The sequence below is a fragment of the Streptomyces sp. GQ60 genome, assembly GCF_059758875.1.
In genome coordinates, this window is record NZ_JCAXEG010000002.1 from 1 (window position 1) to 24,616 (window position 24,616).

The following is a 24,616-nucleotide window of genomic DNA, read 5'->3' on the forward strand; positions in this document are numbered from 1 at the left end:
ACGCGATCGGCACGATCGGCGTAGCGCACCGAGCGGAGCTCCAGCATGGCGTGGTGCAGGAGCGCGGCGGCAGCGTGCGCGTCGGGGCCCAGTTCTCCGCCAGGCGGCCGACGTAGACGGTCCGGCCGGCTGGTACGGGGAGGAGTGACCACGTCTGCGCGTCGACCGGCGGCTGACAGGTGCCATGAGCGGTCGTCCAGGCGATACTCGCCACCGGCGGCGCGGAGACGGCCGCCCCGCCCCAGGGAAATTCCGGTCACCCGCGCTCCGGGGTCCAGGGTCACTCCCCGCGTGTCGGGAGGGTCGAAGGCGATGTCTGTGACGCCATCCAGCCACACGTCCAGCAGGGCGGGCGGCGCAGCCTCATCGACACCGAACTTGCGGTCGACGACCAACTGGAGAAAAGCGGTCAGGCGGCAACCAGCACGCTCTACCCGCAGGTGGCGGACGGACGCCGTCGCCAGGTCGTAGTCGGGGAGCAGCTCATCCACGTTCTGGCGCGTAAGCCGGTACTGCGGTGCCATGACGTGTCCGCGGTAGTCGCGGCCCGGCGTGTGCGGCACGGGTGGTGGTAGGAGCGATTCGATATCGTGCCCGGCGGCTGCCGCCTGCTCGGTCATCCATGCCCGCCGCCGCTCGCCGAGCCCGGCCATCCACTCCAGTACGGTCGTCGCCCGTCGTTCGCGTTCGGGGGCGCCGGACGTGCTCGCGGCCCAAAACAGGGGAACCAGGTTGTTGTCCCACACGTCCGATGCCGCGCGAATAGCCTCACGGTCGAACAGGCGGACGTCTGCCGCAGCCTCCGCCATCTGTTCCACTGAGCGGTCCAGCAGCGCCATCAGCACGGCCATGGCCGACGGGTGACGCGTATGCGAGCGCGGCGCATCGGACGGTGGAAGGCTAGGTGTGACCACGTCGTGATCGTCGCACGCCCCTGGACGCGGCATGGAAGAGGGTCAGCATGCCGCTGACGCTATGAGCTGGTTGAGTTCGAGCTCATGGCGTCGCAGGTACAGATACGAAAGGGTCGATGTCGAGTTATCCGGCCCCGGCGACCTTGATCCCGTCGTAGAGCGAAACCCAGGCACCCGCAACCGCCTTTGAGAAGGGCTACGTCGGCTGTTCGTGAGTCGGTCGCTCCGACCGGGCAGCGTGAGACGTGGGTGGGGGGTTACCCCCTCTCGGTTGGGGGGTCAACTGTAGTGAGCGGGTCGGCTGTTCCGCCTAGCGTCTGACGGGTGAGAAACATACGACTGGCACCCACGACCGCAACGCCCCGCACGCCCCGCGCCCATCTCCCCGAGGAGACTTCGTGATGACCGCCGCCCCGGCCGTGCGCCGCGCCCCGGCCGTGCGCCGCGCCCCGGCCGTGCGCCGCGCCCCGGCCGTGGGCCGCGCCTCGGCCGTGGGCCTGGCCCTCGCCGTCTGCCTCGGGGTTGCCCCCGCCACGGCCACGGCGGTCCCCGGCACGCAGAAGCCCGCCTCCGGACTCGACCGCTTCTACAACCAGCGGCTGGGCTGGGGCAGCTGCGCCGAAGGCCCGGACGACACCGTGGGCGGTGGTCTGGACGCGGCCGGCGTGCAGTGCGCGGACGTCACCGTGCCGCTCGACTACACGGCCCCCCGGGGACGTACGATCACCGTCGCGATATCGCGGCTCAAGGCCACCGACACCCGCCACCGCATCGGTTCGATCCTGCTCAACAACGGCGGTCCCGGGGGCACCGCTTTCGAATCCCCGCCGGAGTTCCACGCCTGGATGAAGGAGGCGGGACCGCGGTACGACATCGTTGGTTTCGACCCGCGCTTCGTCGGCCGCAGCACCCCGCTGGACTGCGGGTGGCCCGTCGGTACCAGTCTCTCCTCGGCCGGTCTGGACCGGGCGGCCTTCGAGAGCCAGGTCGTCCTCCAGAAGGACCTGGCCGCCAAGTGCCGTGCCGCCGACGCCGCCGTGCTGCCGCACGTCAGCACCCGCAACACGGCGCGCGACATGGACGTCATCCGCGGGGCGCTCGGCGAGCGGAAGATCTCCTACTTCGGCTACTCGTACGGCACTTACCTGGGCACCGTCTACACCCAGATGTTCCCGGGCCGCACCGACCGCATGGTCCTGGACGGCGCCATCGATCCGCGCAAGTTCGGTCCCCGGTTGCTGCGGGAGGCCGTCGGCGAGAACGAGCAGGCGCTCGCCGGCTGGGCCGCGTGGGCCGCCGTCCGCAATGACACCTACGGTCTCGGCAGCACCCGCGACGAGGTCCTCGCGACGGTCGACCGCCTCATCGAGCAGTCCGCGCGCCGCCCGATCACCGTCGGCACCGGCCCGGACACCTTCCACCTCGACGACGCCCTGGTCCCGTTCGTTCTCGTCGCCGGGATCGACAGCGACACCGACGCGTCCCGGGCGGCCCTCGGTGAGCAGGTGTCCGTACTGAACCGGGCGGCGGCAGGGCAGCCGACACCGCTGACGCCGCAGTTCGCGGGGATCCTGCGCCTCGTGACGACCGGCGAGCAGTCGCACCACGGCAGCGTGCAGTCCGCGGTCATCTGCGGGGACGTAGCGGCCCCGCGCGACCCGGAGGTCTACTGGCGCGACATCGAGCGGAGCCGTGCCGCACACCCGCGCCTCGGTCCGCTGGTGAACAACATCGGTCCGTGCGCCTTCTGGGACCGGCCCCGCGAGGAGCCCACCGAGGTGAAGCGCGACGCCAAGATGCTGATCGTGTCCGCCACCGGCGACCCGCGCACCCCGCACACGGGGGCCGTCGCCCTGCACGGCCTGCTGCCCAGCTCCAAGCTGCTCACCGTCACGGACGCCAACCGCCACGCCGTCTACGGCCTCTACGAGAACGCCTGCGTCGACAACAAGGTCAACCGGTACCTGGCCACCGGCAAGCTGCCCGCCACCGACCAGACCTGCTCCAAGTAGGCCGGCGGGCCGGAGCGGACCAGTGGCTCGGCCAGCCCTTCGCGTGACGTCGCCCTGTGGTCTGCCGCAATGACAAGTCCCATCGCCTGGAGAGCGGCTAGCTGGATGGCTCGGGGGCCGTGACGTCGTAGAGGCGCCGACCTCGGTGGTAGTGGCGGGGCTGGTGGAGGTTGTCGCATGGGCGACGGTTTCGCCTTTGCCGTACAAGTTGGGTCAGGGAGACCCAGGGCCGGCTTCGGGGGCCAATCGCGCCGCGGCAGCGGCCCGTACCTCTGGTATCTCCATGGGGTCGTCGCGGAGTACGCCGATGCGGTCCAGGGTCCGCGGGGAGTCGGGTGCCGAGGCGATGGCCAGCAACCGTGCCCGTTCCTCGCAGTCCCATAGCGACTCGGCGTACGCGTCGTCCACGCCGGTCGGGTCGATCGCGGCGAGGGCCGCCAGGGAGTCAGCGCGCTCGTACGAGTGCGGGGTGTGCCGCCAGAAGCGCCAGAGGACGGGCACGGCGTCCGCTGCCTCTGGCCCGAAGCGGGCCAGTCTCTTCGCCGTCGTGTCGGGACCGCACCAGGCACGCGCCTTCCACTGTTCGGTGAGTTCGGCCACGAGTCCCGGTAGTGCTTCAGGCCCGGAGTGGTCGGCCAGGACGTCCTCCCCCAGCCCGGCCAGCCACTCCCGCCCGTCCACGGCCCACCCACGTGCCGCCGGCACGGCGAGGGCACCGAGGCGGTCGACCGCCCGCCGTAGCAGGGGCAACGGCCGGCGGCCGCCCGTGGTTCCGAGTGAGGGGACGAGCGGGATCAGCCCCTCTACCGGCTCCCGCCCGGCCAGCGCACGCAGCGCATCGATCTTCATGTTGAACTCCGGTGCCGTCAGCGGCCAGCAGGGCGAGCAACTCCTCGTCGCTCAGCCCGCCAAGGGACGGCCGCTGAGGGAATCTGCGGCCCGGCACCTCGATCCCGAACCGGCTCCACGGGCCGAAAGGACCTGCCCGATCCACCTCCCCGCCGATCCGGGCGCGCGCGACCTCGCCCAGGTCATCCCACCACTCGGCCGGCCAGCCATCCGCGACCGCCTCCAGTACGGAGACCCAGTCCTTGCCGTTCCGGATGTATGCCCGGAGCCCCTCACGGGCCTCGTCCGAACCGGCGAGGGCGAGCCCCTTGCCCACCAGCACTTGCCTTCCCCGGTCGCGGAGAAATGGATCGCGCTGCTCCGTCCGGCCGTCCGCTTGGAGACGGACGCGGCAGTGGGCCAGATCGGCGGCCTGCCGAAACTCCCGGCAGGTGCGGAGTGGCCGTCGTGGGAAGGCCACGGGCCGCTCTCGTTCATCGCCTCAGTGGACTGCGCCATGCTGCCTGCGGGTGCAGTGGACATCACGCTCCCTGCCTCGGGAACTCTGTCCTTCTTCTACTTCGACGGTCAGCTGGACGACGGCGAGGCCCTCGTACTGGCTGAGGATCGAGCCAGTTGGGCAGGGGCACGCGTCCTGTACACGCCGGCCGAGGAGACCTGCGGCGAGCGTGACGCGCCCGCATGCCTCCAGCCGTATCCCAGGGTTCCACTGGCTGCCCGGCCCGGTACGACCGCGACCGAACCCTGGCATCCTCAGCTCCGTGATGCCTTTGCCCACGGGGCTCCGCTGAGCAACCGGTATGACCATGCGGTGTGCGCGCAGGACTTCCTCGACGCGATGTGGGAGCTCGACGAAGGGACGGGCCACCAGATCGGCGGTCATGCCCACTCGATGCAGAACCCGGTGGAGATCGAGATCGCGGAAGCAGTCCTGGACGGGGGTGTGGTGTGGGGCGACCCGGCCCTGGACAAGGAGATCGGCAACTGGGTGTTGCTCGCTCAGTTCGACAGTGATGACGCTGCCGACATGATGTGGGGCGATGGTGGCGTGCTGTACTGGCTCATCCGCCCCCAGGACCTGGCCGAGTGCCGTTTCGACCGAGCGATGTTCACCTGGCAGTGCAGCTGATCAGCGCCGATCCACTCTGGTGTCGGCGTGCATACGCGAACACGAACATGCACCGGTTGGCATGAATCACCGTGCACGCCCTCTGCCCTGTCTTCTCTCCTGTCTTCAGCGCGCGGCCCGGTCCGCGGCTTCTCGGGTGATGTCGGTGTAGAGGCGGAAAAGGGCTGGACGGGCTTCGCCGCCGTCTCGTTCGCGCAGGGCCGCCCAGCACCGGGCGACGAGCTCGCGGGCCTGGGTGCCTGGCCAGGGCTGGGGCAGGAGCTGAGGCGGCAACAGCGGGTCGGGTTCCAGGGCGCGGGTGAGTTCGGCGGCCAGCTCGACCGCGATGGTGAGGAGTGCGGACGGGGAGGGTCCGGCGGGGCCGGTGAGCCGGGCGAGGCGGGGCCGGGTGATGCGGCTGAGGCGGTGGTAGCGGTCGGCGATGTCCGGCAGGGGCCATAGCCGGCGGGCGAGTTCGACGGGCTCGCTGGTATCGCCCTTGCGCAGGTCCGTCGTGGTGAGAAGGGTGAGCGCGCTCTGGGCGCCGAGGCGGTGGGCCGCTTCTTCGAGGTACGGTTCCCAGGCGTTGGCGCAGACGTACAGTCCGCCCTGGAGCGGGGCGCCGCCGAGGTGGACGAGCGTCTCGCGCAGGGCGTCCCGGGTCGTGCGCGCCGATTCGGGCACCGCGAAGGCGGCCAGGTGCCAGACACCGTCCCAGGGAGCGAGTCCGGCGTCCTGCTGGAACGCGTGCCGGAGGAAGTCGGCGTTGGGTGCCAGGGCGCGCGTGGTGTCCGCCGTCGCGTGCAGTACTGCCTTGCGGCCGCGGCCCTCGTGGGTGAACCGGCCCTCGGCCACGAGGCGTTTGACGCACAGCCGCACCTGCTGGTCGCTCATGCCCAGGGTGTTGGCGACGGAGTAGAGCTCGTCCGCGCCGACGGTGCCGTCCTCGCGGATCAGGGCGTGGACGAGCATGCGGGTGGGGACCTCGACGTGGTCCTCCGTCGTGGTGCTCACAGTTCTTCTACCCTTCTCGTTGCGACGGCGCGACGCATGGTGGTCACCGCGCCGAATCCCAGCAGCTCGCGCAGGTAGGGCGTGCGCTCGGTCCGCACGGCCGTGAAGCCGCGCCGCTCGTACAGGGCCCTGGCGCGCGGATTGGTGTCGATCACATCCAGTCTGATCTCCCGGCAGTGCTGCTCCGCCGCGACGGCGGCCACTTCCTCGATGAGCAGGCTCCCGACGCCACGGCCGCGCATGCCCGGGTCCACGGCGATGCCGTCCATGACGAGCTCTCCGGGGGCCGGGTGGCGTTCGAACAGGGCGAGGAGCGCGAGCCTGGGCAGTCCCCGCAGGTGTCCGTACGCGCGCAGCACGGCGGAGGCCGATCCCCCGGTGAGGGCACGGCCGTCGAGCTGGTAGCCGGCGAGGCCGACGAGCCGCCCGTCGAGGAGCGCGCACACCGCGCGATCGGCGTTCAGGTGGGCGGCGATGAAGGGCACCGCCTTGTCCGGCGGGTTCAGCGCGGGGCCGAGTTTGCGGCCGAAGGCGTCCCAGTACATCTCGGCCGCCCGCCGCTCGGCGCCGGGCGGAAGACCCCGCCGGACCGTCACCGGTCCCGTACCGGTGCCCGTGGCGTCCAGTTCCATGCCGTGCCCCCTTCTGCCGCCGCAATCCGAAACTCAAAACTATCATTCTTACGACGGTCGTGTTCGTTCTGTTAGTTTTGGGTTGGCTCACCCGAACAGAGGGAGACGGTCAGATCCCATGCATCCAAAGATCCAGCCCCGATGGCGCGGGCTCCGCATAGCCGTGTGGTCACTCGTCACGGCCTTGGTCGTGTCCGCCGGTCTCGGCGGTGTGGTGCTGTGGCAGCACTCCTACGCCATGGACGAGCAGCGGGTGTCGATCCGCCACGGCGGCCACACCCTCAACGGAGTACTGGCCACCCCGAAGGACAGCCGCGAGCGCCACGGCCTGGTCGTGTACGTCCACGGCGACGGCCCCGTCGACGCCACCCATGACGACGGCTACAAGCCCCTGTGGGAAGCGAACGCCAGGGCCGGCTACGCCTCCCTGTCCTGGGACAAGCCCGGCGTCGCGGGCGCGCCCGGGAACTGGCTCGGCCAGTCCATGGACGACCGGGCCGACGAGGCGGCCGCCACCATCGCCTGGGCGCGCGCCCGCCCGGACATCGACGGCGACCGGATCGGGCTCTGGGGCGCCAGCCAGGCGGGCTGGGTCCTGCCGAAGATCGCCGCCAAGACCCCCGTGAGCTTCGTCATCGCCGTCTCGCCCGCGATCAACTGGCTCCAGCAGGGCCGCTACAACCTCCTCGCCGAGCTGCGCGCCGACGGCGCGTCAGCAGCCCGTACGAGCGCGGCGATCGCCAAGAGCGACACCACCCGACGGCTGCTGGAACGGCACGGGACCTTCGAGGAGTACACCGAGGCCATGGGGGGCGACACGGACGGCATGACCGCCGACCGCTGGGGCTTCATCTCCAAGAACTACACCGCGGACGCCACTCACGACCTCCGCACCCTGCGCGGCGTACCGCTGCTGCTGGTCCTCGCGGGCCATGACATCAACGTAGACACCGCCGACACGGAGCGCGTCTACCGCGAGGTGCTGGACGCGGGTGGGGCGATGACGGTCAAGCGCTATCCGGACGCGACCCATTCACTTCTCAAGCAGTCCATCGAGCAGTCGGACCTCAAGATCACGCTCACCGCACTCTTCTCGCCCCGCTCGCTCTTCGCGGACGGATTCCTGGACGGCCAGCGACAGTTCCTCAAGGATCTCGACCGAGGCGGCAATGCCACTCCGTGACAGTCCAGGACCGTCCAGGACCGTCCAGGCGGGCCGTCGGCAACGTGGTCTGACGCCCCGGACGAGGATGCCGCACTGCTATGCCACGGGTTCGTCACGTGTCCTTGTCGTCGTCCACCCAGTGCGCGCCGGCGAGGCGGTCGCGCAGGTTCTGGGGCGGGACTCATCGCGGCCTGCCAGCCCCGGGTCTGGACGGCGTACCCGCCGGTGATCACGAGGGGTACGGGGCGCCGATGTCGATCACGGCGGCGAGGAGCCGGCGGTGCAGGTCGGTCACCTGCTCGCGGCGGCGGACCCCGTCGCCGCGAGCAGCTCGGGGAACGCCTCTTCCCAGACCTCGCGCAGGTGCCGGCTGACGAGGGTGCGAAGGACGGGCCACTGCGCGAGGAGGAGGTCGCGGTTCAGGAGGGCGACGAGGTCCCCGTGCTGCCCGTCGGCCAGGACGGTGCGGTACAGCCCCATGCGCAGCCGCGGCCGGTCCAGGTCGTAGGAACGTAGTCCGGACCAGGCAACATGCAGCGGCAGCTCGACCACACCGTGCCGGGGCCCCGCGAGCTTCTCCAGCGAGGCGGGCAGCCGGCCGGCGTACCGGGCATGGAGCACCTCGGCCGCCGAGGGCGCCGCGCTGCCGGAGGAGAGCATGACCATGAACCCGAATATCCCGCGTCCCGCCCGTCCCCGGTACCGCAGACGCGCGTACGGCCCCCACCAGCCGCATGGAGCGTCCCGCGCGGGGCCTACGCGGGCTACGACCGCTGCGGACATCCGCGTACGCGCCGCGATCCCGGCGCACGCATGGCGTTGTGGTCCGCCGTAGGAGGCTGCGGTGCTGTGGGACGAGACGGCAGCGCGACCGCTGCCGCTGCCGCTGCCTTGCCGATGATGCCGTGCGGCTCGGAACCTACAGGTGGCTCCTCTGGCCTCCCCGTCGGAGGGAAGACGGCGTCCGGGCGGCCGAGAGGCAGCCGCCCGCCGCGGCTTCGTGACCGGCTGAGGCTAGGCGTGTGCTGCCGACTTAAGGTTGACGTGGGGCTCGGCGCCCGGCGCCCGGCGTCTCAAGCAGGCAACGCGGGACCCCCGGACCGGGTGTCGTGCGAACCGCGATCGGATCGGCGGATCGGTCGGAAGATCCACGCGCACCGTGACGCGCCTGTCGCCCCAGGTCGTGGCGTGTCCCGTCTCCTCGCCGTCCACCAAGGCCTGCACCTCTACGGTGCGGCCTGTCTGGACGGTGGCACTGACCGAGTGACCGTCTTGGTCGATGTGGAAGTGGTGGCGTCGTCTCATGAGTGCGTCACCCTCGTCTGCCCCACCACTCAAGCCTAGTGCTGCTCCGCGGGGCAGCCCTTCGGGCACCCTGACGAGTGAACCCGCGCGTGTCCTGAGGGGCTCAGGACGGTCGTGCCGCACAACGTGGGTGGAAAGCCCCGAATCGGTGTGAGGACGCGACGAGATGACGACCGTAGTGGTAACCGGCGCGACCGGGAACGTGGGGCGACACGTGGTGAGCGAGTTGCGTCGGCGAGGCATCCCCCACCGCGCGCTCACCCGCGACCCTGAACGAGCCATGGCCGTACTCGGCCCCGGCGCCGACCTTGTGCAAGGGGACTTCGCCGATCCCGAATCGCTCCGGGCCGCCTTCGCGGGCGCCGATCAGGCCTTCCTGAGCTGCGCCAACGACCCGCGGCAGGTCGAGAACGCGACAAACGCGATCGAGGCCGCAGCAACGGCCGGTGTCCGGCAGATCGTCATGCTGTCCACGGTCGGAGCCGAGGCCGGAGCCGAGAAGACGTTCGCGGACCAGCACGGCCGCATCGAGGACCGCCTGCGCTCGGCGGGGATCCCTTTCGTGATTCTCCGGTCCGGCTTCCTGATGTCGAACCTCCTCGGTTCACTGCCGACGATCGGGCAGACCGGACAGATCTTCGTGCCCGCGGACGATGCCCGCGTCGCCATGATCGACCCCCGTGACGTGGCCGCCTGCGCGGTCGCAGTGCTCAGCGGGCAGAGCAGGAACGGAGAGACCCATCTGATCACCGGCCCCGAGGCCGTCACCTTCACCGAGGTCGCCGACCAACTCTCCACCGCCCTCGGACGGACGGTGGAGTACGTCCCCGTGCCCGACGAGGCAGCCCGGGGCGGCATGCTCGGGGCGGGTATGCCGCCGTGGCTCGCCGAGGGGGTGGTAGGCATCTTTCAGCTCCTCAGGGAAGGCGCCAATGCCGACACCACCGACGCCGTGCGCCAGCTGACCGGGCACGACCCACGCCCCGTCGGCGACTTCGCCCGCGACCTCATGGCACCGCTCCAGTGATGCTCGGTCTGCCACGCCACCTGGTCACGCTCCCGCTCCGTCCCTGACACGTGTGCACCGGGCAGGATCAGGACAGGTCATCCTGCGGCCCCGAAGTGATCAGGAACCCGTGGACTTGTGGAGGGTCAGGCGGCGGTAGGCGGCGCGGGCGTTGGCGATGCGGGAGATGGCGGTTCCGATGCTCGCCGCCGCCAGGAGGCATCCGAGGCGGCCCAGGTCGTAGCCGGCGGACCAGGTCAGTTCGCCCATGGGTGGTGTGGCAAAGCCGTTGAGGGCGAGCCAACAGACCAGAGCCGTGCCCGGTGCGGCGATGAGCCGGGCCCCGGTGCTCAGTACGGCGCACAGCACGGACAGAAGGAGAAGATCGATCGTGGGGTCGCCCTGGCCGTTCAGGTAGTTCAGCACGGTGACCACGACGAGGGCCACGACACCTGAGGCTGCCCACACCGAGGGGGTTGCGACGGGGTGTGGCACAGGGCGGGCACCTGAACTCAAACGCCTCCACTGCACCACGCGATTCCTCCCTCGCCCCGGCCTCCGCCGTTGGAGGGCCTCCGCCATGATGCCGGAGCCTGTCGCGCAACGACAGCATCGCCTACGCGCTCGTGGCCCAGGTGCCACCGGGACCCGGTTCTACCAGCTTCCGGCGGCGGACGTCTGATCATTTTGGGGCACAGCCCAAGCTCACGTGTCAGGGCTCAACCGATGACCACCGGGGCGTTTGGTGACAACCGCAGCGTTCAAGTGACCTCTATCGCGTTCGGTCACAGTCGCGACCATGGTGTGCAGTCGTGTCGGCTTGCCATTGAAATCGAACATATGAGCTACTGAGGGAATGGCTCCGCTTTTCCCTTCCGACCTGATCCGCCTCCAGAGCGAGTGGATCCGCACCTACGAGGCGCTCGCCCGGCTTGCCCCCACGCAGGGGTCCACTGAGCTGCGTCGTCGGCTCATCGAGTTGTCTGGCGCGTTGGCCTGCCATCCCTACTGGGCTACACCCGGGCACTCGCCCGCCGCGCGCACCGACCTGCTGCGCCGGGCCCGCGCGTGTGACTGGGAGGCGGCAGCGTGATCCGGCTGAAGGGACGCGGGATCTTGATCCTCGAGTCCATCTCCGGCTACATCGCGGCGCATGGGAGGGGCCCCACCATCCGGGAGATCGGGGTGATGGCCGGGCTTCGCTCGAGCTCCTCCGTCGCGTACCAGCTTGCCCAGCTGGAGAAGGGCGGCCTGCTGGCCCGGAGCGCGCGGTCCTGGAGCAGCGTGGAACTCACCGGCACCGGCCAGCGCCGCCTCGCCGCCGCGCAGGGCCGGCAGGGAGCAGCCGTCGATATCGATGCTTCATAGGTGATCGTCTACACCAGCTGGAGAACGGCATGCTCCTCGGTGGGCGCAACCTCTGGAGCGCGTGCGAGGACGGCGGCTGCGGTGTGTGGGAATGCTGCGGCAGCCCCTTCGAAGCACGGGAGTTCCTGGTTGCCGTGATACACGGCATGTCCCGGCGCCGGGCTCGCGAGCTTCGATTCCTCATAGAGCAACTCGACAACTCGTACTGAGCGAGGCAGGCAGGACGTTGAGCGTGATCTGCACACGTTCCCCTGCCGGGGCCGCAGCCTGTGATGTCGTAGGCATCGGACACCACAACACACAGACGACACGGGAGGACATCGTGGCGACCGAGATCGTGATCGCACAGACCACCATCGATGACGAGGGTGGGGCGAGGGCGCTGGCGCAGGGTGCGGTAGGGGCCCGGCTGGCAGCGTGTGCGCACATCGATGCTCCTCTCACCGCGGTCTACCGCTGGAAGGAGAACATCGAGACGGCCACAGAGTGGCGCGTGTCCTTCAAGACCACGAAGGACCGCCTGACGGCCCTGGCCGAGTGGGTCGGGAAGAAGCACTCCTACGACGTACCGGAGTGGATCGTGCTCCCCGTGATCACTGCCTCCGATGGCTACAGCGCGTGGGTCGTGGAGGAGACCACCGCCAGATAGTCATTCGCCGGCACGGCTGTGCAGGCGTCGGATCCTTGCGTGGGCCGGGTGAAATCGCGCCCTTCAGCCCGCGCGGGTGCACTCCCGCCTTCAGATGTACCGAGCCGGATCGGCGCACGCGTGAAGGGCCGGGCGGAAGATCCTCCATCTCAGCTCCGCGACCACCCTCGCGGCCGCGTTCCTCCCGTTAGACGGCGGGGCCGGCGGTGGCGGACTCCCGTTCCTGCACACACCACTTCTCCGGCCCGCAGATCTGCGCCCGGCTGGAGGGATCAAACGCGTGGCACACCCCGGTCGCCATCTGGGTCGACTGCCGAAGGGCGTGAAGTCGAGGCAGGTCTCGCTGAAACGTGAACGGAGAGCTGGCCCCCTACGCCAACAACCCGGCGGCGGCGAACCGAGAGGTGAAGATCATCAACCGGGCCCACTCTCAGTGCTTTGGGGTGGCGCGCGCCGGCCCGTCGGCGATGAGGTCCTCGTACTGTCCCGGCGCCAGGTCACATGTGCAGTGAGCGCTCACCGGGCGCAGGTACCAGCGCGGGCAGAAGCGTGGCGAGAACCTTTTCCATGTAGGCCTCCGGCAGGGGGCGGGTGCGCAGGAGCCAGGTGTGGTAGATCGGCCCGTAGAGCAGCTCGACTGCCATCTCGAGGTCGAGGTCGGGGCGGATCTGCCCGGCATCGCGTGCTTTGGCGAGGCGCGCGACGCATGCGTCGATGGAGACCCGCAGGATGCGGGTGACGCCGTCCGCCGCAGCCTCATCGGATTGGGCGGCGCCGATCAGTCCACGCCAGATCTCGCCGAACTCCGTGTTGAACAGTCGCATGACGCTCGAGGTCTGCGCGGCTAGGTCTGCATGGATGTCACCGGTGTCGGGGAAGCCGGCGGCGGCGTCCCGGGCGTTCTCGACGCCCTCGATGAGGATCGCGGCCTTGGAGGGCCACCACCGATAGATGGTCGTTTTCCCAACACCCGCCCGGGCGGCGATGCCTTCGATCGTGGTCGAGGCGAATCCCCGCTCGACGCACAGGCTGAGAGAGGCCTCGATGATGGCCTGTCGGGACTCTTCGCTGCGGGTTGCGGGGCTCACGGACCGACCCTATCCGAGCGCAACGCTACGTCTCGTGTTGACAGGCTTCCATTTCAGCCACACACTGATCACGCAACGAAGCGTTTCGTATCGATTGCACAGCGGGGGGCGTCCCCGGTACCCGGGACACGGGTACCGGGAAGACGCCCCAGCGTCGTCAGACAGCTCAGCATCCCGGCAGTGGGCATTCCCCCGCGGGTGACAGTCAGGCGGCCCGGCTCTGCTCGGCGAAACGGTTGGCCCGGCTCGTGGGTGGCCCGGCTCGGGGGTCTCCTACCTTGGACGCGATGCAACGTCCCCTCGCGGTGTTATCTGCTGCCACTGCCCTGTTGCTCGGCGCCACGCCCCCAGCTGCCGCCACTACGGCTGCGCTGTGTGCGGACCTGAAGGACTCCACCAGAGCAAGGCCCACAGCTCCGTCGGCGAGGGCGAGATCCGAGGTGGGCGTACGTCGAGCACGAAGTACAGGACCGAGTGGGCGCACGCGGTCAGAGTGTGGGTCTCCGGTGCGAAGATCAAGGTCCTCGCGGACTCCGCCTCGACCGTAGACCACCTGGACGTGGCCTTGCTCGCCGGATACGGCGCCGAGATGCGGCGCAACGTCCTCGTCCACGAACTGGGGCACGCACGCCCTTGGCTTCTGCCACAAGCCCGACGGCGGGAAGGCGGCTGTGCAGTCCGTGATGTGACCAAACGCGTCGGTGCACGAGGCTTCGGCCGAGGTTGACAAGGCGAATTGCCGAAAGTTGTGGGGCTCACGAAGAAGATGCTGCTGATCGCGCCGGTCGCCGCCACTGTGCTCCTCGGAGGTGGCGGCTGGTACGTCTGGGACTCGTCTTCGCCCGAGTATGCGGAGAGCCTGTGTGACGCGCCGTACGGCACGGACACTGAAGTTGCCACCTCCGCGCAGGGCGTTGCCGTGGTGGAGGCGACCGGCCCGGCTGGGCCGGTCTCGCTGGAGGGGATCTCCGACGCTGAGGCACGGAAGTTCGTGACAACGCCCGAGCGCATCCTGGAAGTGATGAAAGAGGAGTGGGCGCCTGCGGTGGCGATCACCCAGCGGGTGCAGGCGGGCGGGGCCCCGGGCAGCTACACGCTGACGGTCACCCCGAACCGGCAGGAGGTGCTCCTTGAGGCCGGCCGCCAGTACGTGGTGGCCGTCGGCCCCCGAGACCTGACGGCCGGGCCCGGGACGAAGAACTACGGCTTCGCATTCGCCGAGGTCGTCCAGCCCGTGAAGCGGGGCGTGGCCGGAGAGGCTGCCTACTGGCGGGACGTTCTGGCGAAGTCACCACCGAAGCCGGCTTGCGACGACTCGGTCACCAGCTGACTCTTGGCCTCGGGCCAGATCTGGGGGCATTCTCCCCTCGTACATCACCCTTGAGCCGACCCTCGATGTCGATCCGGCGCTGCCCGCAATCTCCCGCCCACGCCGCGATCGCCCCGCGATCGCTGTCGGTCGCGCTTCCTTCTCAGTGCCGTCTCGTTGACCTGGTCACTCGACCATTGGAGGCGTACCCCGTGCTCAGGACATCCCCCACCCGGCGGCTCTCGGCAGTACTGGTGGCAACCTCGGTCATCGCGGGTGCTGCGGCGATCAGCCCAGCGCATGCGGTGGAGCGGTGCAAGGTGTCGTCCAAGACCGTCGACAACCCGGCCTACAGCGGGGCCTGGCCCGACAACTGGGAGTTCACCGTCAAAGCCTGTGTGACCGAGTCCGGCGCCACCATCCGGCACTGGGCGACAGTCTCGTGGGACCTGCCTGAAGCCTCCACCGGCCGTAGCCCCGTCTTCAACGCCAAGGGCACGTACATTGAGGTGACCGCGATGATCGTCGGGGGCGGCCTGGCCGTCACGAGGCGCACCGACCTGGCCCAGCGGCTCAACAAGGCGAAGGACGGGGCCACGACCCCCGCCTCGTACTCCTCAAGCTGGTCCAACCGACACCGCCTTCTCACCGACGTGATCTTGTTCCTCGACTGGAAGGGGGACGGGAAAGGTTCCCGAGGGATCCGTTTCGCCCCTTCACCCTCCCTCCCCGGCTCGGCACGATGACGTAGGACACCGGGCGGCGACGAGGGACCTGAACGGCTGCGCCGCTCCTCCCAGGCTTCGTCCGTGCCGAGGAAGGTCCTCCCGGGGGCAGGCACACCGTACGGCCGCCCCTGGGCCGGGAGTTGGTCATCGAGGACGTGGAGAGGGACGGATCCCGGCCGGTGGCCGTGCAGCCTCACGTGCTGGGCGTAGGCCATTCGACCGTCGTCTCCACGGGCTGCCCGTAGTCGGTGCCCTCGACACCCCACCCGTACAACTCGCGGATCTGGCCCATGAACCAGTCCGCGCCGCCCTGCGCGCGGTCCAGTCCGGCTTCCGGGTCCGCCCAGAGCTCGCGCACCCGGTCTTGGACGTGGTCGTCGAGCTCCCAGCCGTGTTGCGTTGTGTGTAGGTCTCGCGGTCAAACGCCGGCGGTCTCCCGCCCCGGCTTCTCCGCCGCAGCCGATGGCCACGCTGATGGCGCTGGCACGGGGATCACCGCACGGACGCCCCGCTTGCGCAGGAGCTCGCGGATCGCGCGGGAGGAATACGCCAGGTCGGCCATGACTACGTCCGGCCTGGTTCGGGGGCGCCCGCGTCGACGCGGTACACGTAGTCCGCCCATGACGTGCATGAAGGCGGGTGCGTCGCCCGCCTGGCAGCCGGCCAGAACGCACAGCACGGGACGACAGCGGCCGTCGGCAGCAAGATTGGTTTCGTTGTAAGTCCCCCGCGCGACCGGCCGATGGCGTGGTCGCGCGGCTCGGCGGCCGCGCTCCCTTTCTTGCGGACCCCAGCGGCGTGCTGATGAGCGCGCACGATGGTGGCGTCCACCGAGACGGCCCAGTCAAGCTCCTTGGCGGCGTCGGTCTGCACCATCAGCGCCGTGAACAGCCGCTCCCAGGTGCCCTCGACGGCCCACATCCGCGGCCAGTTGTACACGCCTCGCCAGTTTCCGTGCTTCTCCGGTAGATGGACCCACGCGGTTCTCGTCCGGAACATGAAAACAATCGCGGCTCGATCCGCGCCCCCTGGGCGTCAGCCAGCGACACGCCTAGACCAACGTTCCACCGATCCGAACGAGACTGCCTAGCCGGGACCTGCCCTAAGCGGCCGACCGAACGCGTCCCGGAGCGTACCGGCCTGCCTCAGCCGGTGCCGTTCTGCACCGGATAGTGGATGACGACCGCACCGCCGGTGGCGTAGTTGGCGACATCGGCGGCCAGCCGCTGGCCGTGCGGCGACGCCAGCGCCGCGTCCATGGCGGCGGCGTCAGCGAATTCGGCTTCGAAGACCGCGAAATACGGCGCTTCTCCCTCGAGCGCCGCCACGTCGAAGCTGTAGCGCCACGCAAGAAGGCCGGGCCAATTCAAGACCAGCGGAAGGTGGTTGGTCACGTAGTAGGCGCGGAAGTGGTCAGGGTCGGCGGGTTCGGGATACAGGACAACAAGCTTATGCAAGACGACCTCCGTCCAGAGACGTCAGCCGGCTGCCCAACTCGTAGCGACCCGACCCGTACATGGCGCCAGCCATCGGGAGGTTTCTGGCGAACATGCGGAAGAGCCCGATCGGCGGGGCGTCCCCGGGCATCATGCGCGCGAGCGGTACGCCGGCCTGGTCGGTGTCCGGCGGTTCCAACAGGGGCATCCGCGACATCGTCTCTCCCGTCGAGTTCGTTTCGAAATCAGAAACACCGGGGGTGGATGCTAGTGTTTCGAATAACGAAACGCAAGGAGGGTCATGCCGACACCGCGCCCAGGAACACCGGTTCGTGGATCGACTACCGGCCGTCCCCTCATGGCCGCGATGGACCTGTTCGGCCGTCGGTGGGCGCTGCGAATTCTCTGGGAACTGCGCGCGGGACCGCTCGGCGCCCGCGCGCTGCTGGCACGGTGCGAAGGGCTGTCATCCAGCGTCCTCTACCAGCGGCTCCGCGAACTCACATCGAGCGGGATCATCGCCCCCTCGGCCGACGGTTATGAGCTCACTCGACTGGGGACAGCACTCCGTGATGCCCTCCGTCCGCTCGACGAATGGGCGATCACCTGGGCGCAGGAGCAAGAACACGACGATCAGGAGCCCACGGAGACGTGAAGATCACGCCCAACCAGGTGGAGCGGTGATCTGACGGGTGTGACCGAGGTACGCGCCAAAGGGGCAGCGATATGATCTTGAAGCCCTGAGCCTCGGCCCCGTATTCCAGAGGGGCACGAGGGACACGCACGCTGTTCTGCCAGCGGCAGAACACCGGCCGGACCGAGCTCGACGATCACTACAGTCCAGTCTCATGACGACGATCACGACGCGCACGGTCGAATACCCGGCGGACGGTTTGACGATGATCGGGCACCTCGCGCTCCCGGCCGGTGTCGACCGCCGGCCCGCGGTGCTGCTCGGACCAGAGGGCATGGGACTCAGCGACGTCGAGCGCCGCCGGGCCGATGCTCTCGCCGAGCTGGGATACGTAGCGCTGGCCTTCGACCTTCACGGCGGGCGCTACTTGGACGACCCCGAGGAGATGCTGGCCCGTTGCATGCCGCTGCTCGCCGACGCCGACCGGATGCGGGGCATCGGCCATGCGGCACTCGACGTGTTGCGCACCGAACCGCGGACCGATCCCGACCGGATCGCCGCCGTCGGCTACGGCACCGGGGGAGCCATCGGGCTCGAACTCGGGCGCGACGGCGTCAACCTGCGCGCGATCGGAACAGTCAACGCGACCACCACGGGCCGGACGGGCGAGGCAGCGCGCATTCGCTGCCCGGTGTGGGCCGGGGTCGGGTCTGAAGACCCGATCATGCCGCCCGCGCAACGGAACGCGTTCACCGCCGAGATGCAGGCAGCGGGCGTCGACTGGCGCCTCACGGTCTACGGCGGCGCCTTGCACGCCTTCCACCACCCGCCGGTCGACCACCCCACGGTCCCCGGCGTCGGCTACCACCCGCAGCACGCACAGCGAGCCTGGCGCGACGTCGTCGACCTGCTCACCGAGTGCCTGCCCGTGACGGAGGATCTGGGGGCATGACCCGACATGACCCAAGCAAACAGCCTGGCGCCACGTTTGGTCCGCGTCGAGCACTGACGGTCCAGTCCCGATCCCTCAAGTCCGCATAACAAGAGCACCTGAGGGCGGGCGCTCGATCGCGGAGATGCGTTCGCAACGGTCGCAGTAAATCCGGCATTTACTGGGATAGTTCGCCTTGCAAGATCATCCTGTTGCCCCGTTGACGGCGTATCTTGGCTGAACCCCCACCAAGCAGCACGGGCACCCCGGTCGGCACGACGACATCCCCATCCCCTAAGCGCACGCCGCGCCACCGTGCGCGCCCTGCACGCCGCACACCGCCGCCTGGTCTTCAGCCTCCTCGGCCACCCCCTGCACCTCGGCGAACTCCGACCCCCCAAACCGGCCGGCCACTAGGCTCGCCGCATGACCTCCGACGACGAGTACGCGCATCGCCCAGAACCCTCGCCGGAGGACGCGCAGGCCGACTCGCCACTAGGCTGTGTCTTCAAAGGGGTTTCAGCCAGAGGAACAGGGACGCGATGGTGACGGCAGCCTGGTAGGACTCGCGGGTCTTGTCGTAGCGAGTGGCGATCGCGCGGAACTGTTTCAGGCGGTTGAAGCAGCGTTCGACGACGTTGCGCTTCTTGTAGAGCTGCTTGTCGAAGCCACAGCGTCTGCCGCCGGCGCGGCCTCTGCGGGATCGGTTGGCGCGCTGGTCGCGGCGTTCGGGGATGGGTGACCGATCCCGCGTTTGCGCAGGTAGGCGCGTATTTTGCGGGAGCTGTAGCCTTTGTCGCCGAGGACGTGATCCGGCCGTGTTCGTGGTCGACCGGGCCCGGCCCGGCGGACGTTGATGGTGTCCATGACCTCTTCGAAGTGGGTGCAGTCGGCGGCGTTGCCGCCGGTGAGTACGAACCCGAGCGGCCGGCCACGCCCGTCACAGGCGAGGTGGATTTTGGTCGTCAGTCCGCCTCTGGATCGTCCGAGGGTGTGATCGTATATTTCGTCCCCCGGCCCTGCCCCTTTTTGCGGGCGCCTGCGGCATGCTGATGGGCCCGCGCGACGGTGGAGTCCACGGACACCAGCCAGTCGATGTCTCCGGCCGAGTGCTTCTCCGCCTGGACCGCGGCCAGCATCCGCGTAAACGTCCCGTCCAGCGCCCACCTGCGAAAACGCGTGTACAACGTCTGCCAAGGCCCGTACCGCGCCGGCACATCACGCCAGGCCAGACCGCGGAGGGAACGGGTTCGGTGATCGCGGGCCGGTAGGTGGTGCTCGGCTTGAAGTCGAAGTCCGCGTAGAAGCGGTCCCACAGAGGACCGTCGTCGTGGAGCCAGTCGAGGAACTGTGCAGGGCGGGTGGTCTCGGGGCTGGCCGGCGGGCTCCAATAGTAGGAGCGGACAGTGGCGGCCTCGGTGAAGCCGGCTTCCAGGAGGCTCTCGCGCTGGGAGCCATCGGCTTCGGCGAGCAGGGGGTGCCCGAGCCAGCTGTCGCGCCGCCACCGGTCGGTGACGGCTGTGACGAACTCCGGATCGTCGCTGGTGAAGCCGCCGATGAGAGTGAAGGGGATTTCGTCGCCGTGCGCCCAGGCGACCTCGGTGACGATCCCGGCCTTGAGCAGGACCTCGATGAGGACGTCGCCTTCGTCCGAAGAGCCGTCCGCGATCATCTCCGCGTACGGTGCCGCGTGGGGCCCGGGGGAACCGACGGCGACCTCCCAGGCCCGCTCAGCTTGGCCCCGTACCCGGTACAGGTCGTGAACCCCCTCCCGGGGCTCCGTTACGTCGCTGGGCTGCTCACGGGAGAGCGGGGCGGCGATCAGCACAGAGCGCTCCCAGCCCGGGGTGAACCCTGCCGCTGTCAGTTCCTGCGCCAGGTCCGGCGAGTCGTGCCCGTACACCTTCCACTCCACCGGCTCACCACGCTCCGCGAAGGCCTCCTGCTGGCTGCGCACTACTGCGGCGATGTCCGTGCCGGGCGTGAGCGGGGCGTGCTCAGCGGTGCCGTGCGTACCCTAGTGCCGACGTACGACCGGCCCGTCGACCTCGACGACCACCCCGACCGGATGCCACGCGGGAACCCGCCCCCCGCAGCCCCTCGTGCATCGCCCACCATTCACCCATGTTCATGATCGGAAGCTTAGACGGCACCGCACGGGCCAAGTAGAGGGCTCAGGGGCCAGCTACAGCGCTCAAGATTCCGTGCGTCCATACCTGCAGGTCAACGTCGCTATGGGCCGCTTGCGGAGAGAGCTGCCCTGGGGAGATCCGCTGTCAGAGGCGCCAGCCGCGCCAGGAGCCTGACCCGCAGGAACGAGCAACCTTGAGCGGATCCCCCCCTCGGAAGTACCCGCATACGCTGGCCGTCCAGCCGTACGACGGGTCCATGGCGATACTGCCCGTTGCACAGTTGCACGCGCGGGACGTACCCGATCTGCACACGCCTGAAGAAGCGGATCTGCTGCAGGTTCTGTGGCGTCCGTTCGACCACCCGATCATGCCCAGGCCCGTGCTGTTCTGGCGGTTGGCAGCCAGGGTCACCCACATCCTCAGCACGCCGCCCGAGCCGCCCGCGATGCAGTTCGACGGCTACCTGACCGAGCCGTGCCTGCTCAGCCAGGAGCAAGTAGCCGAGACTCCGCCGTCTGTGACGGCTTCGACCCAGGCGTCCCACTGCCGTCCAGATCGGCAGCGGATACGACCAGCAGCTTTACATCTGCCCGGCTGCTCGCAGCAGCACCCCACGCCGAGCAGATGCAGTGGTGGTCAGACGAAACCGACGCCCCTCCGTGAAGGAGCAGCACAGCACGGGCCGATGGCACGCGGCGGCGCGAGTCGGACCTGCCGGCCGCTGGGGCCAGAACCACGGTGATCGCGGACGGCGGCTACTGGGAACCGGCCTGATCGTCCGTACCGCAGACGGCCGGATGCCCCCTCCTACACGGCCAGGAGGAGGGCAACGCCGAACATCGAAGGCTCCGCGCCCGCGTCGCGCGCACCTTCGTCCGCATGAAGAACTGGAGGATCCTCCGCGAGTGCCCGCAGAAGGGAGACGCCTCCCCCACGCCGTCCAGGCCGTCGCCACCCTGCACGACCTCGCCCTGGCAGGGTGAAACAGCAGCTCAAATGCCCCTCAGGCCTGCAAGGGCCGGACCTTCTGCAACGACGTTTGGCCAGGAGACTCCAGCTGGCTGCACCCGCTGGGCAGTAGGGCCCTTGTCAGATCGTCACCGGGCCGTGGGCGGTGGCGAACTCGACCGAGACCAGGCCCGGTTCCTCATCCTCGACCCAGGTGACGTCGATCTGGTCGAGGGGGTGGTCGGCCGGTTCGCCGAGGAATCCGGCGATGGAGGCGGCGTCGCCTGCGATGGAAACCCCGTGGATGGTGGTGGAGGTGCGGGGGTCGGCGCTCGGGCGCTCCTCCATGGGGACCAACCACTGAAGGAAGTAGGGCAGTTGCGGGTCCTCGATCAGTTCCAGCAGGCCGATCTGCTTCCACCTCAGGTCGAACCCGTCGGGGCGGACACGGTGGCCCTCGGCCGAGGCGCGGCCGAGGCGGGCCTCGACGGGGGTGATGTCGTCGACGGAGACCACCCAACCGAGCCAGCCGCCGCCCTCGGCGGCGCGGCGAGCGACCGCCTGGCCGAAGGGCGCGCGGTCGGCGGCGGGGTGGTCGAGTGTGGTGACGACCTCGACGTAAGCGCCGCCGCTCAGCGGGAGAATGAAATTGCGGGTGCCGAATCGCGGGTGTACACCCCCGTCGACGAAGCCGGCGCCGAGGGCCGACCCGATCCACTGGACGGTCGAGACGAAGCTGTCGCGGGCAACCGCATAGGACACGTGATCAAGTCGCACTGCGCCATCATCACCCGACAACCCGCATGAATCCGGACGCCACGCCCGTCGCCCCGGCCGCGTCCGCCGTGGATACATCCCGGGGAGCGGATCCATCATCGTCATCCCGGCGGGGCAGGCCCTGTCGAAGCCGGATAGCAGCGCTGCCGCTTCGTCCAGGCCCCCGACCCGCTCGATCATCCGCTGCGGAACGAGCGTTGCTGCCAGAGAATAGCGATCCGGCATGCAGCACCATGCGCACCGCACTTCAAAGAGGCAGGCTCGGAGCTGCGGATTCTGACTGCCTATAGGGCCGCCGCCCGACGCACGTGCGGGATGCCGCCGAGCAGCCCTGAGGGGAACGCGACCAACCCCTACGGACCGAGCGTCACCGACTCCCCTCAGCGGCCGGAGCAGGGTAGCCGTCACTGGGAGGTTCGCTCGGGCGTAGCGCGAATGCCCGGCTGGGCCCGCCATGGTGGCAAGGCCGCAGCGACGCCGTTCCACCCGCCGACATCGGTCGGTGGCTCTCGTCGCGGAACTAGTCCCACCCGGCCCCGCGGCCGACGCTCAGCGCTTGACGCATGCCGCGCTTCCGCAGATGTCGAAGTCGTAGCCCCGGTCGGCATACAGACGCCGTGGCTTGCGGCGGGGACGTCCCCGCCGACCCCGAATTCGTGGGATTGTTTTGCGTAGAGGCAGAGGCTGGGTGACGTCGTGCCGATTTCCGCCGGTGAGCGTGACGGCGAGCGGGTTCCATGACGGTCGACGATCAGGTGGTGCTTCGAACCGTGGCGGGCGCGATCGACGGGTGAGGGGCCGACGTGGTCCTGCCTTTGAGGGACCGGACGTGCGACCCGTCCACGAAGCAGTCGTCCAGGTCCAGCGGACCGGCGCGGCGCAGGTCGGGCAGCAGGGCAGCGCGGCCACACGCCTGTCTCCGTCCAGTCCCGCATCCGACGCCAGGCCGTCACCCCGGAACAGCCCACCGCCTCCGCGGGAACATCACGTCACGCGCGATCCGCTCGCGGCTACGCCGGCGCGGGATCCGGGGGGTGATCCCACAGCCCTCCGAGCAGGCTGCCCACCGCAAACGTCTCGGCGGCCGTGGCGGCAGGCCACAGGCCTTCGACCGCGAGGCCTACAAGCAGCGGAACACCGTCGAGCGCTGCATCAACAAGCTCAAGCAGTGGCGCGGCCTGGTCAACCCGCTACGACAAGACCGCCACCATTTGCCTCACCGGACTCCACCTCGCCGCCACCCACATACGGTCAGCGAGGTGACCCGGAAGAAGTGGCCTAGCCGTTCCGCCAGCTGACGAAGGACGCCTCATCCTCCAGGACCACGCTGATTGTCCCCTGTCGAAAGGCCGCATCGCTCAGGAGCCTATGAAGGAACCCGGCCATCCCGAGGGGGTGCAACTGCATCTCGGGGCTGGTGTGCCTGCCGCATATCAGGACAGGCCATTGATCCGGGTCGTTGTCCGAGGTCACCCAGCAGTAGATGTCCGCGCCCGACGTCACGCCCCACGCCAGAATGGACTCGGGGTCCACGTCGAAGTCGGCGTCGTCGCAGCACATCTCCCAGGTCTCGCGGGCGATCTCCGTCTCGTCCTGCAGTCCTGGGCCTGCCGTGTACGGATACCCGTCAGCCTGCAGTGACGGCAGCAGGATGCTGATCCCGTCGCCGATTGCGCCCGATCCGTACACCTCCATGAAGCGGACGTAGTCCGAGGGGAACCGGGTCCCCCAGGCCGCCTCGACCTCACCCCAGTCGACCCGCTCGTCAGCCCCGTGAGTCACCGGCATGAACTCGGCAAGCGCCGCCATCGCGTCCGTCCCGCGCATGTCCCACCCTTCGTCCCGCCGCCCGCTCCGTGCGGTGCGTCGTATCCGAGGGCCCGACCTACGAAGCCGGGCTCTGCAGCGAATCTCCGGGGCGCCACCTCCGGATCCTCACGATCCGAAAGAGACGGCCTAGCGGCGGCGCCTCTCAGGAGCGGGCGGCAGAAGCGGGGCCGCCAGCTCCCACAGGTCGTACGAGCAAGATCCGCACGCAGCCCGGACGCCCTGCCGACCAAGATCGGTGAGTGCGAGACCCGCGGCTCAACTCGTTCTGAAATGACAGTAAGCCCGCCGGCTTTGTTGGGCCCCGGCTCATCGGGGGTTACCTGAGGGGCCTGAACCAGGCGGTCCAGCCCTCGATGACACTGGTTCGTCTTCTGTTCCAGGTGGCGCCGTCCGTACCCGTTACGGTGATCATGCCCCACCCGGTCTCATGGAACGTCACCCCGCTCCGGGCGACTCCACCCAGCGACTTCCACGGACCCCATTCCCCGTCCCTCGTCATGCGAGTCCACACCGCGGAGTCGAGACCGATCAGAAACTCTTCTTCTTCCCCGTGGAACAGCGTGTGCTCGGTCACCCCGTACTCACATATGTAGAGGGCCCCGCCGCCTCCCTTGCACGGCGTGGCTTCAGCCGGAACAACAGACACCGAAAGACTCGCTACGACAGCAGCCAGGACGACCGCGGCCTCTTTTGCTCTCTTCACGCTCGACACCTCCCCGTTCACTCGGACGCCGGCAGCCGGTCAGCCGGCCCCCGTACGCCCGGCAACCTTAACTTCAAG

General features: G+C 69.2%; 23 protein-coding genes and 4 pseudogenes. 11 read left to right on the plus strand and 16 right to left on the minus strand.

Annotation, left to right across the window (positions count from 1 at the left end; translation table 11 throughout):
• Window positions 1-851 (minus strand): hypothetical protein (locus AC6CKD_RS05090; RefSeq protein WP_498325453.1); only part of this gene is annotated, 851 nt, incomplete at its 3' end.
• 464 nt (window positions 852-1,315) lie between these two features.
• Here AC6CKD_RS05090 and AC6CKD_RS05095 point away from each other — a divergent pair.
• Window positions 1,316-2,926 carry an alpha/beta hydrolase gene (locus tag AC6CKD_RS05095; protein WP_498325454.1) on the plus strand — a complete coding sequence of 537 codons (1,611 nt, stop codon included), beginning with the start codon at window positions 1,316-1,318 and terminating at the stop codon, window positions 2,924-2,926.
• Window positions 2,927-3,139: 213 nt separating this feature from the next.
• Here the strand turns inward: AC6CKD_RS05095 and AC6CKD_RS05100 are convergent, their stop codons facing one another.
• Window positions 3,140-3,775: a hypothetical protein gene (locus AC6CKD_RS05100; protein ID WP_498325456.1), complete on the minus strand. Its 636-nt coding sequence runs from the start codon at window positions 3,773-3,775 to the stop codon at window positions 3,140-3,142.
• Between AC6CKD_RS05100 and AC6CKD_RS05105 the strand changes: the two genes are divergently transcribed.
• Complete coding sequence (locus AC6CKD_RS05105; RefSeq protein ID WP_498325457.1) at window positions 3,774-4,904, plus strand: YwqG family protein; 1,131 nt, start codon at window positions 3,774-3,776, stop codon at window positions 4,902-4,904. The genes AC6CKD_RS05100 and AC6CKD_RS05105 overlap by 2 nt on opposite strands.
• Before the next feature lie 105 nt (window positions 4,905-5,009).
• Here AC6CKD_RS05105 and AC6CKD_RS05110 read toward each other — a convergent pair whose 3' ends face one another.
• Both AC6CKD_RS05110 and AC6CKD_RS05115 read right to left on the minus strand, forming a co-directional pair.
• Window positions 5,010-5,855 carry a PaaX family transcriptional regulator C-terminal domain-containing protein gene (locus AC6CKD_RS05110; protein ID WP_498326252.1) on the minus strand — a complete coding sequence of 282 codons (846 nt, stop codon included), beginning with the start codon at window positions 5,853-5,855 and terminating at the stop codon, window positions 5,010-5,012.
• Window positions 5,856-5,893: 38 nt separating this feature from the next.
• Window positions 5,894-6,529 carry a GNAT family N-acetyltransferase gene (locus AC6CKD_RS05115; RefSeq protein WP_498325458.1) on the minus strand — a complete coding sequence of 212 codons (636 nt, stop codon included), beginning with the start codon at window positions 6,527-6,529 and terminating at the stop codon, window positions 5,894-5,896.
• Between the two features lie 118 nt (window positions 6,530-6,647).
• On the opposite strand from AC6CKD_RS05115, the gene AC6CKD_RS05120 reads away from it, so the two are divergent.
• Window positions 6,648-7,712, plus strand: coding sequence for an alpha/beta hydrolase family protein (locus AC6CKD_RS05120; protein WP_498325459.1), 1,065 nt, complete (start codon window positions 6,648-6,650; stop codon window positions 7,710-7,712).
• 273 nt (window positions 7,713-7,985) lie between these two features.
• On the opposite strand, the gene AC6CKD_RS05125 is transcribed toward AC6CKD_RS05120, so the two are convergent.
• Window positions 7,986-8,360 carry a hypothetical protein gene (locus tag AC6CKD_RS05125; RefSeq protein ID WP_498325461.1) on the minus strand — a complete coding sequence of 125 codons (375 nt, stop codon included), beginning with the start codon at window positions 8,358-8,360 and terminating at the stop codon, window positions 7,986-7,988.
• An 805-nt stretch (window positions 8,361-9,165) separates the two neighbouring features.
• Between AC6CKD_RS05125 and AC6CKD_RS05130 the strand changes: the two genes are divergently transcribed.
• On the plus strand, window positions 9,166-10,026 hold the full coding sequence (locus AC6CKD_RS05130) for an SDR family oxidoreductase (protein WP_498325462.1): 861 nt from the start codon (window positions 9,166-9,168) through the stop codon (window positions 10,024-10,026).
• Between the two features lie 99 nt (window positions 10,027-10,125).
• On the opposite strand, the gene AC6CKD_RS05135 is transcribed toward AC6CKD_RS05130, so the two are convergent.
• The gene (locus tag AC6CKD_RS05135) at window positions 10,126-10,452 is read right to left on the minus strand and encodes a hypothetical protein (protein WP_323182337.1); all 327 of its coding nucleotides are present in this window, start codon (window positions 10,450-10,452) and stop codon (window positions 10,126-10,128) included.
• Between the two features lie 409 nt (window positions 10,453-10,861).
• On the opposite strand from AC6CKD_RS05135, the gene AC6CKD_RS05140 reads away from it, so the two are divergent.
• The 3 genes from AC6CKD_RS05140 (at window position 10,862) to cutA (ending at window position 12,022) form a co-directional block, all read left to right on the plus strand.
• On the plus strand, window positions 10,862-11,098 hold the full coding sequence (locus tag AC6CKD_RS05140; RefSeq protein ID WP_498325464.1) for a DUF8825 domain-containing protein: 237 nt from the start codon (window positions 10,862-10,864) through the stop codon (window positions 11,096-11,098).
• Window positions 11,095-11,373 carry a LexA family protein gene (locus tag AC6CKD_RS05145; protein WP_498325465.1) on the plus strand — a complete coding sequence of 93 codons (279 nt, stop codon included), beginning with the start codon at window positions 11,095-11,097 and terminating at the stop codon, window positions 11,371-11,373. Before AC6CKD_RS05140 ends, AC6CKD_RS05145 begins: the two co-directional genes overlap by 4 nt.
• A gap of 322 nt (window positions 11,374-11,695) precedes the next feature.
• Entirely contained in the window at window positions 11,696-12,022 is a 327-nt protein-coding gene (gene cutA, locus AC6CKD_RS05150) for a divalent-cation tolerance protein CutA (protein ID WP_498325467.1), read from the plus strand.
• Between the two features lie 497 nt (window positions 12,023-12,519).
• On the opposite strand, the gene AC6CKD_RS05155 is transcribed toward cutA, so the two are convergent.
• On the minus strand, window positions 12,520-13,110 hold the full coding sequence (locus AC6CKD_RS05155) for a TetR/AcrR family transcriptional regulator (protein WP_498325468.1): 591 nt from the start codon (window positions 13,108-13,110) through the stop codon (window positions 12,520-12,522).
• Window positions 13,111-13,876: 766 nt separating this feature from the next.
• Between AC6CKD_RS05155 and AC6CKD_RS05160 the strand changes: the two genes are divergently transcribed.
• Window positions 13,877-14,440 carry a hypothetical protein gene (locus AC6CKD_RS05160; RefSeq protein WP_498325470.1) on the plus strand — a complete coding sequence of 188 codons (564 nt, stop codon included), beginning with the start codon at window positions 13,877-13,879 and terminating at the stop codon, window positions 14,438-14,440.
• Between the two features lie 299 nt (window positions 14,441-14,739).
• On the plus strand, window positions 14,740-15,165 hold the full coding sequence (locus AC6CKD_RS05165; protein WP_498325471.1) for a hypothetical protein: 426 nt from the start codon (window positions 14,740-14,742) through the stop codon (window positions 15,163-15,165).
• Window positions 15,166-15,340: 175 nt separating this feature from the next.
• On the opposite strand, the pseudogene AC6CKD_RS05170 reads toward AC6CKD_RS05165, so the two are convergent.
• The 3 genes and pseudogenes from AC6CKD_RS05170 to AC6CKD_RS05180 form a co-directional block, all read right to left on the minus strand.
• Window positions 15,341-15,526: pseudogene (locus AC6CKD_RS05170) on the minus strand (enoyl-[acyl-carrier-protein] reductase FabV); the annotation flags it as partial.
• A gap of 185 nt (window positions 15,527-15,711) precedes the next feature.
• Window positions 15,712-16,086, minus strand: a complete 375-nt coding sequence (locus AC6CKD_RS05175) for a hypothetical protein (protein ID WP_498325472.1) — start codon at window positions 16,084-16,086, stop codon at window positions 15,712-15,714.
• 206 nt (window positions 16,087-16,292) lie between these two features.
• Window positions 16,293-16,604: an EthD family reductase gene (locus AC6CKD_RS05180; protein WP_498325473.1), complete on the minus strand. Its 312-nt coding sequence runs from the start codon at window positions 16,602-16,604 to the stop codon at window positions 16,293-16,295.
• Window positions 16,605-16,941: 337 nt separating this feature from the next.
• Between AC6CKD_RS05180 and AC6CKD_RS05185 the strand changes: the two genes are divergently transcribed.
• Together AC6CKD_RS05185 and AC6CKD_RS05190 are read left to right on the plus strand one after the other, a co-directional pair.
• On the plus strand, window positions 16,942-17,238 hold the full coding sequence (locus AC6CKD_RS05185) for a winged helix-turn-helix transcriptional regulator (protein WP_498325474.1): 297 nt from the start codon (window positions 16,942-16,944) through the stop codon (window positions 17,236-17,238).
• A 193-nt stretch (window positions 17,239-17,431) separates the two neighbouring features.
• The gene (locus tag AC6CKD_RS05190; protein WP_498325475.1) at window positions 17,432-18,169 is read left to right on the plus strand and encodes a dienelactone hydrolase family protein; all 738 of its coding nucleotides are present in this window, start codon (window positions 17,432-17,434) and stop codon (window positions 18,167-18,169) included.
• Between the two features lie 487 nt (window positions 18,170-18,656).
• Here the strand turns inward: AC6CKD_RS05190 and AC6CKD_RS05195 are convergent.
• The 6 genes and pseudogenes from AC6CKD_RS05195 to AC6CKD_RS05220 form a co-directional block, all read right to left on the minus strand.
• Window positions 18,657-19,464 (minus strand): annotated as a pseudogene (locus AC6CKD_RS05195) (IS5 family transposase).
• A pseudogene (locus AC6CKD_RS05200) lies at window positions 19,422-19,820 on the minus strand (hypothetical protein); the annotation flags it as partial. The pseudogenes AC6CKD_RS05200 and AC6CKD_RS05195, both read right to left, overlap by 43 nt.
• A 1,549-nt stretch (window positions 19,821-21,369) precedes the next feature.
• On the minus strand, window positions 21,370-22,005 hold the full coding sequence (locus AC6CKD_RS05205; protein WP_498325476.1) for a VOC family protein: 636 nt from the start codon (window positions 22,003-22,005) through the stop codon (window positions 21,370-21,372).
• A 579-nt stretch (window positions 22,006-22,584) separates the two neighbouring features.
• Window positions 22,585-22,988: pseudogene (locus tag AC6CKD_RS05210) on the minus strand (transposase); the annotation flags it as partial.
• Between the two features lie 295 nt (window positions 22,989-23,283).
• Window positions 23,284-23,832, minus strand: coding sequence for an SMI1/KNR4 family protein (locus AC6CKD_RS05215; RefSeq protein WP_498325477.1), 549 nt, complete (start codon window positions 23,830-23,832; stop codon window positions 23,284-23,286).
• 319 nt (window positions 23,833-24,151) lie between these two features.
• Entirely contained in the window at window positions 24,152-24,538 is a 387-nt protein-coding gene (locus tag AC6CKD_RS05220) for a DUF8189 domain-containing protein (protein ID WP_498325478.1), read from the minus strand.
• Between the last annotated feature and the right edge of the window lie 78 nt (window positions 24,539-24,616).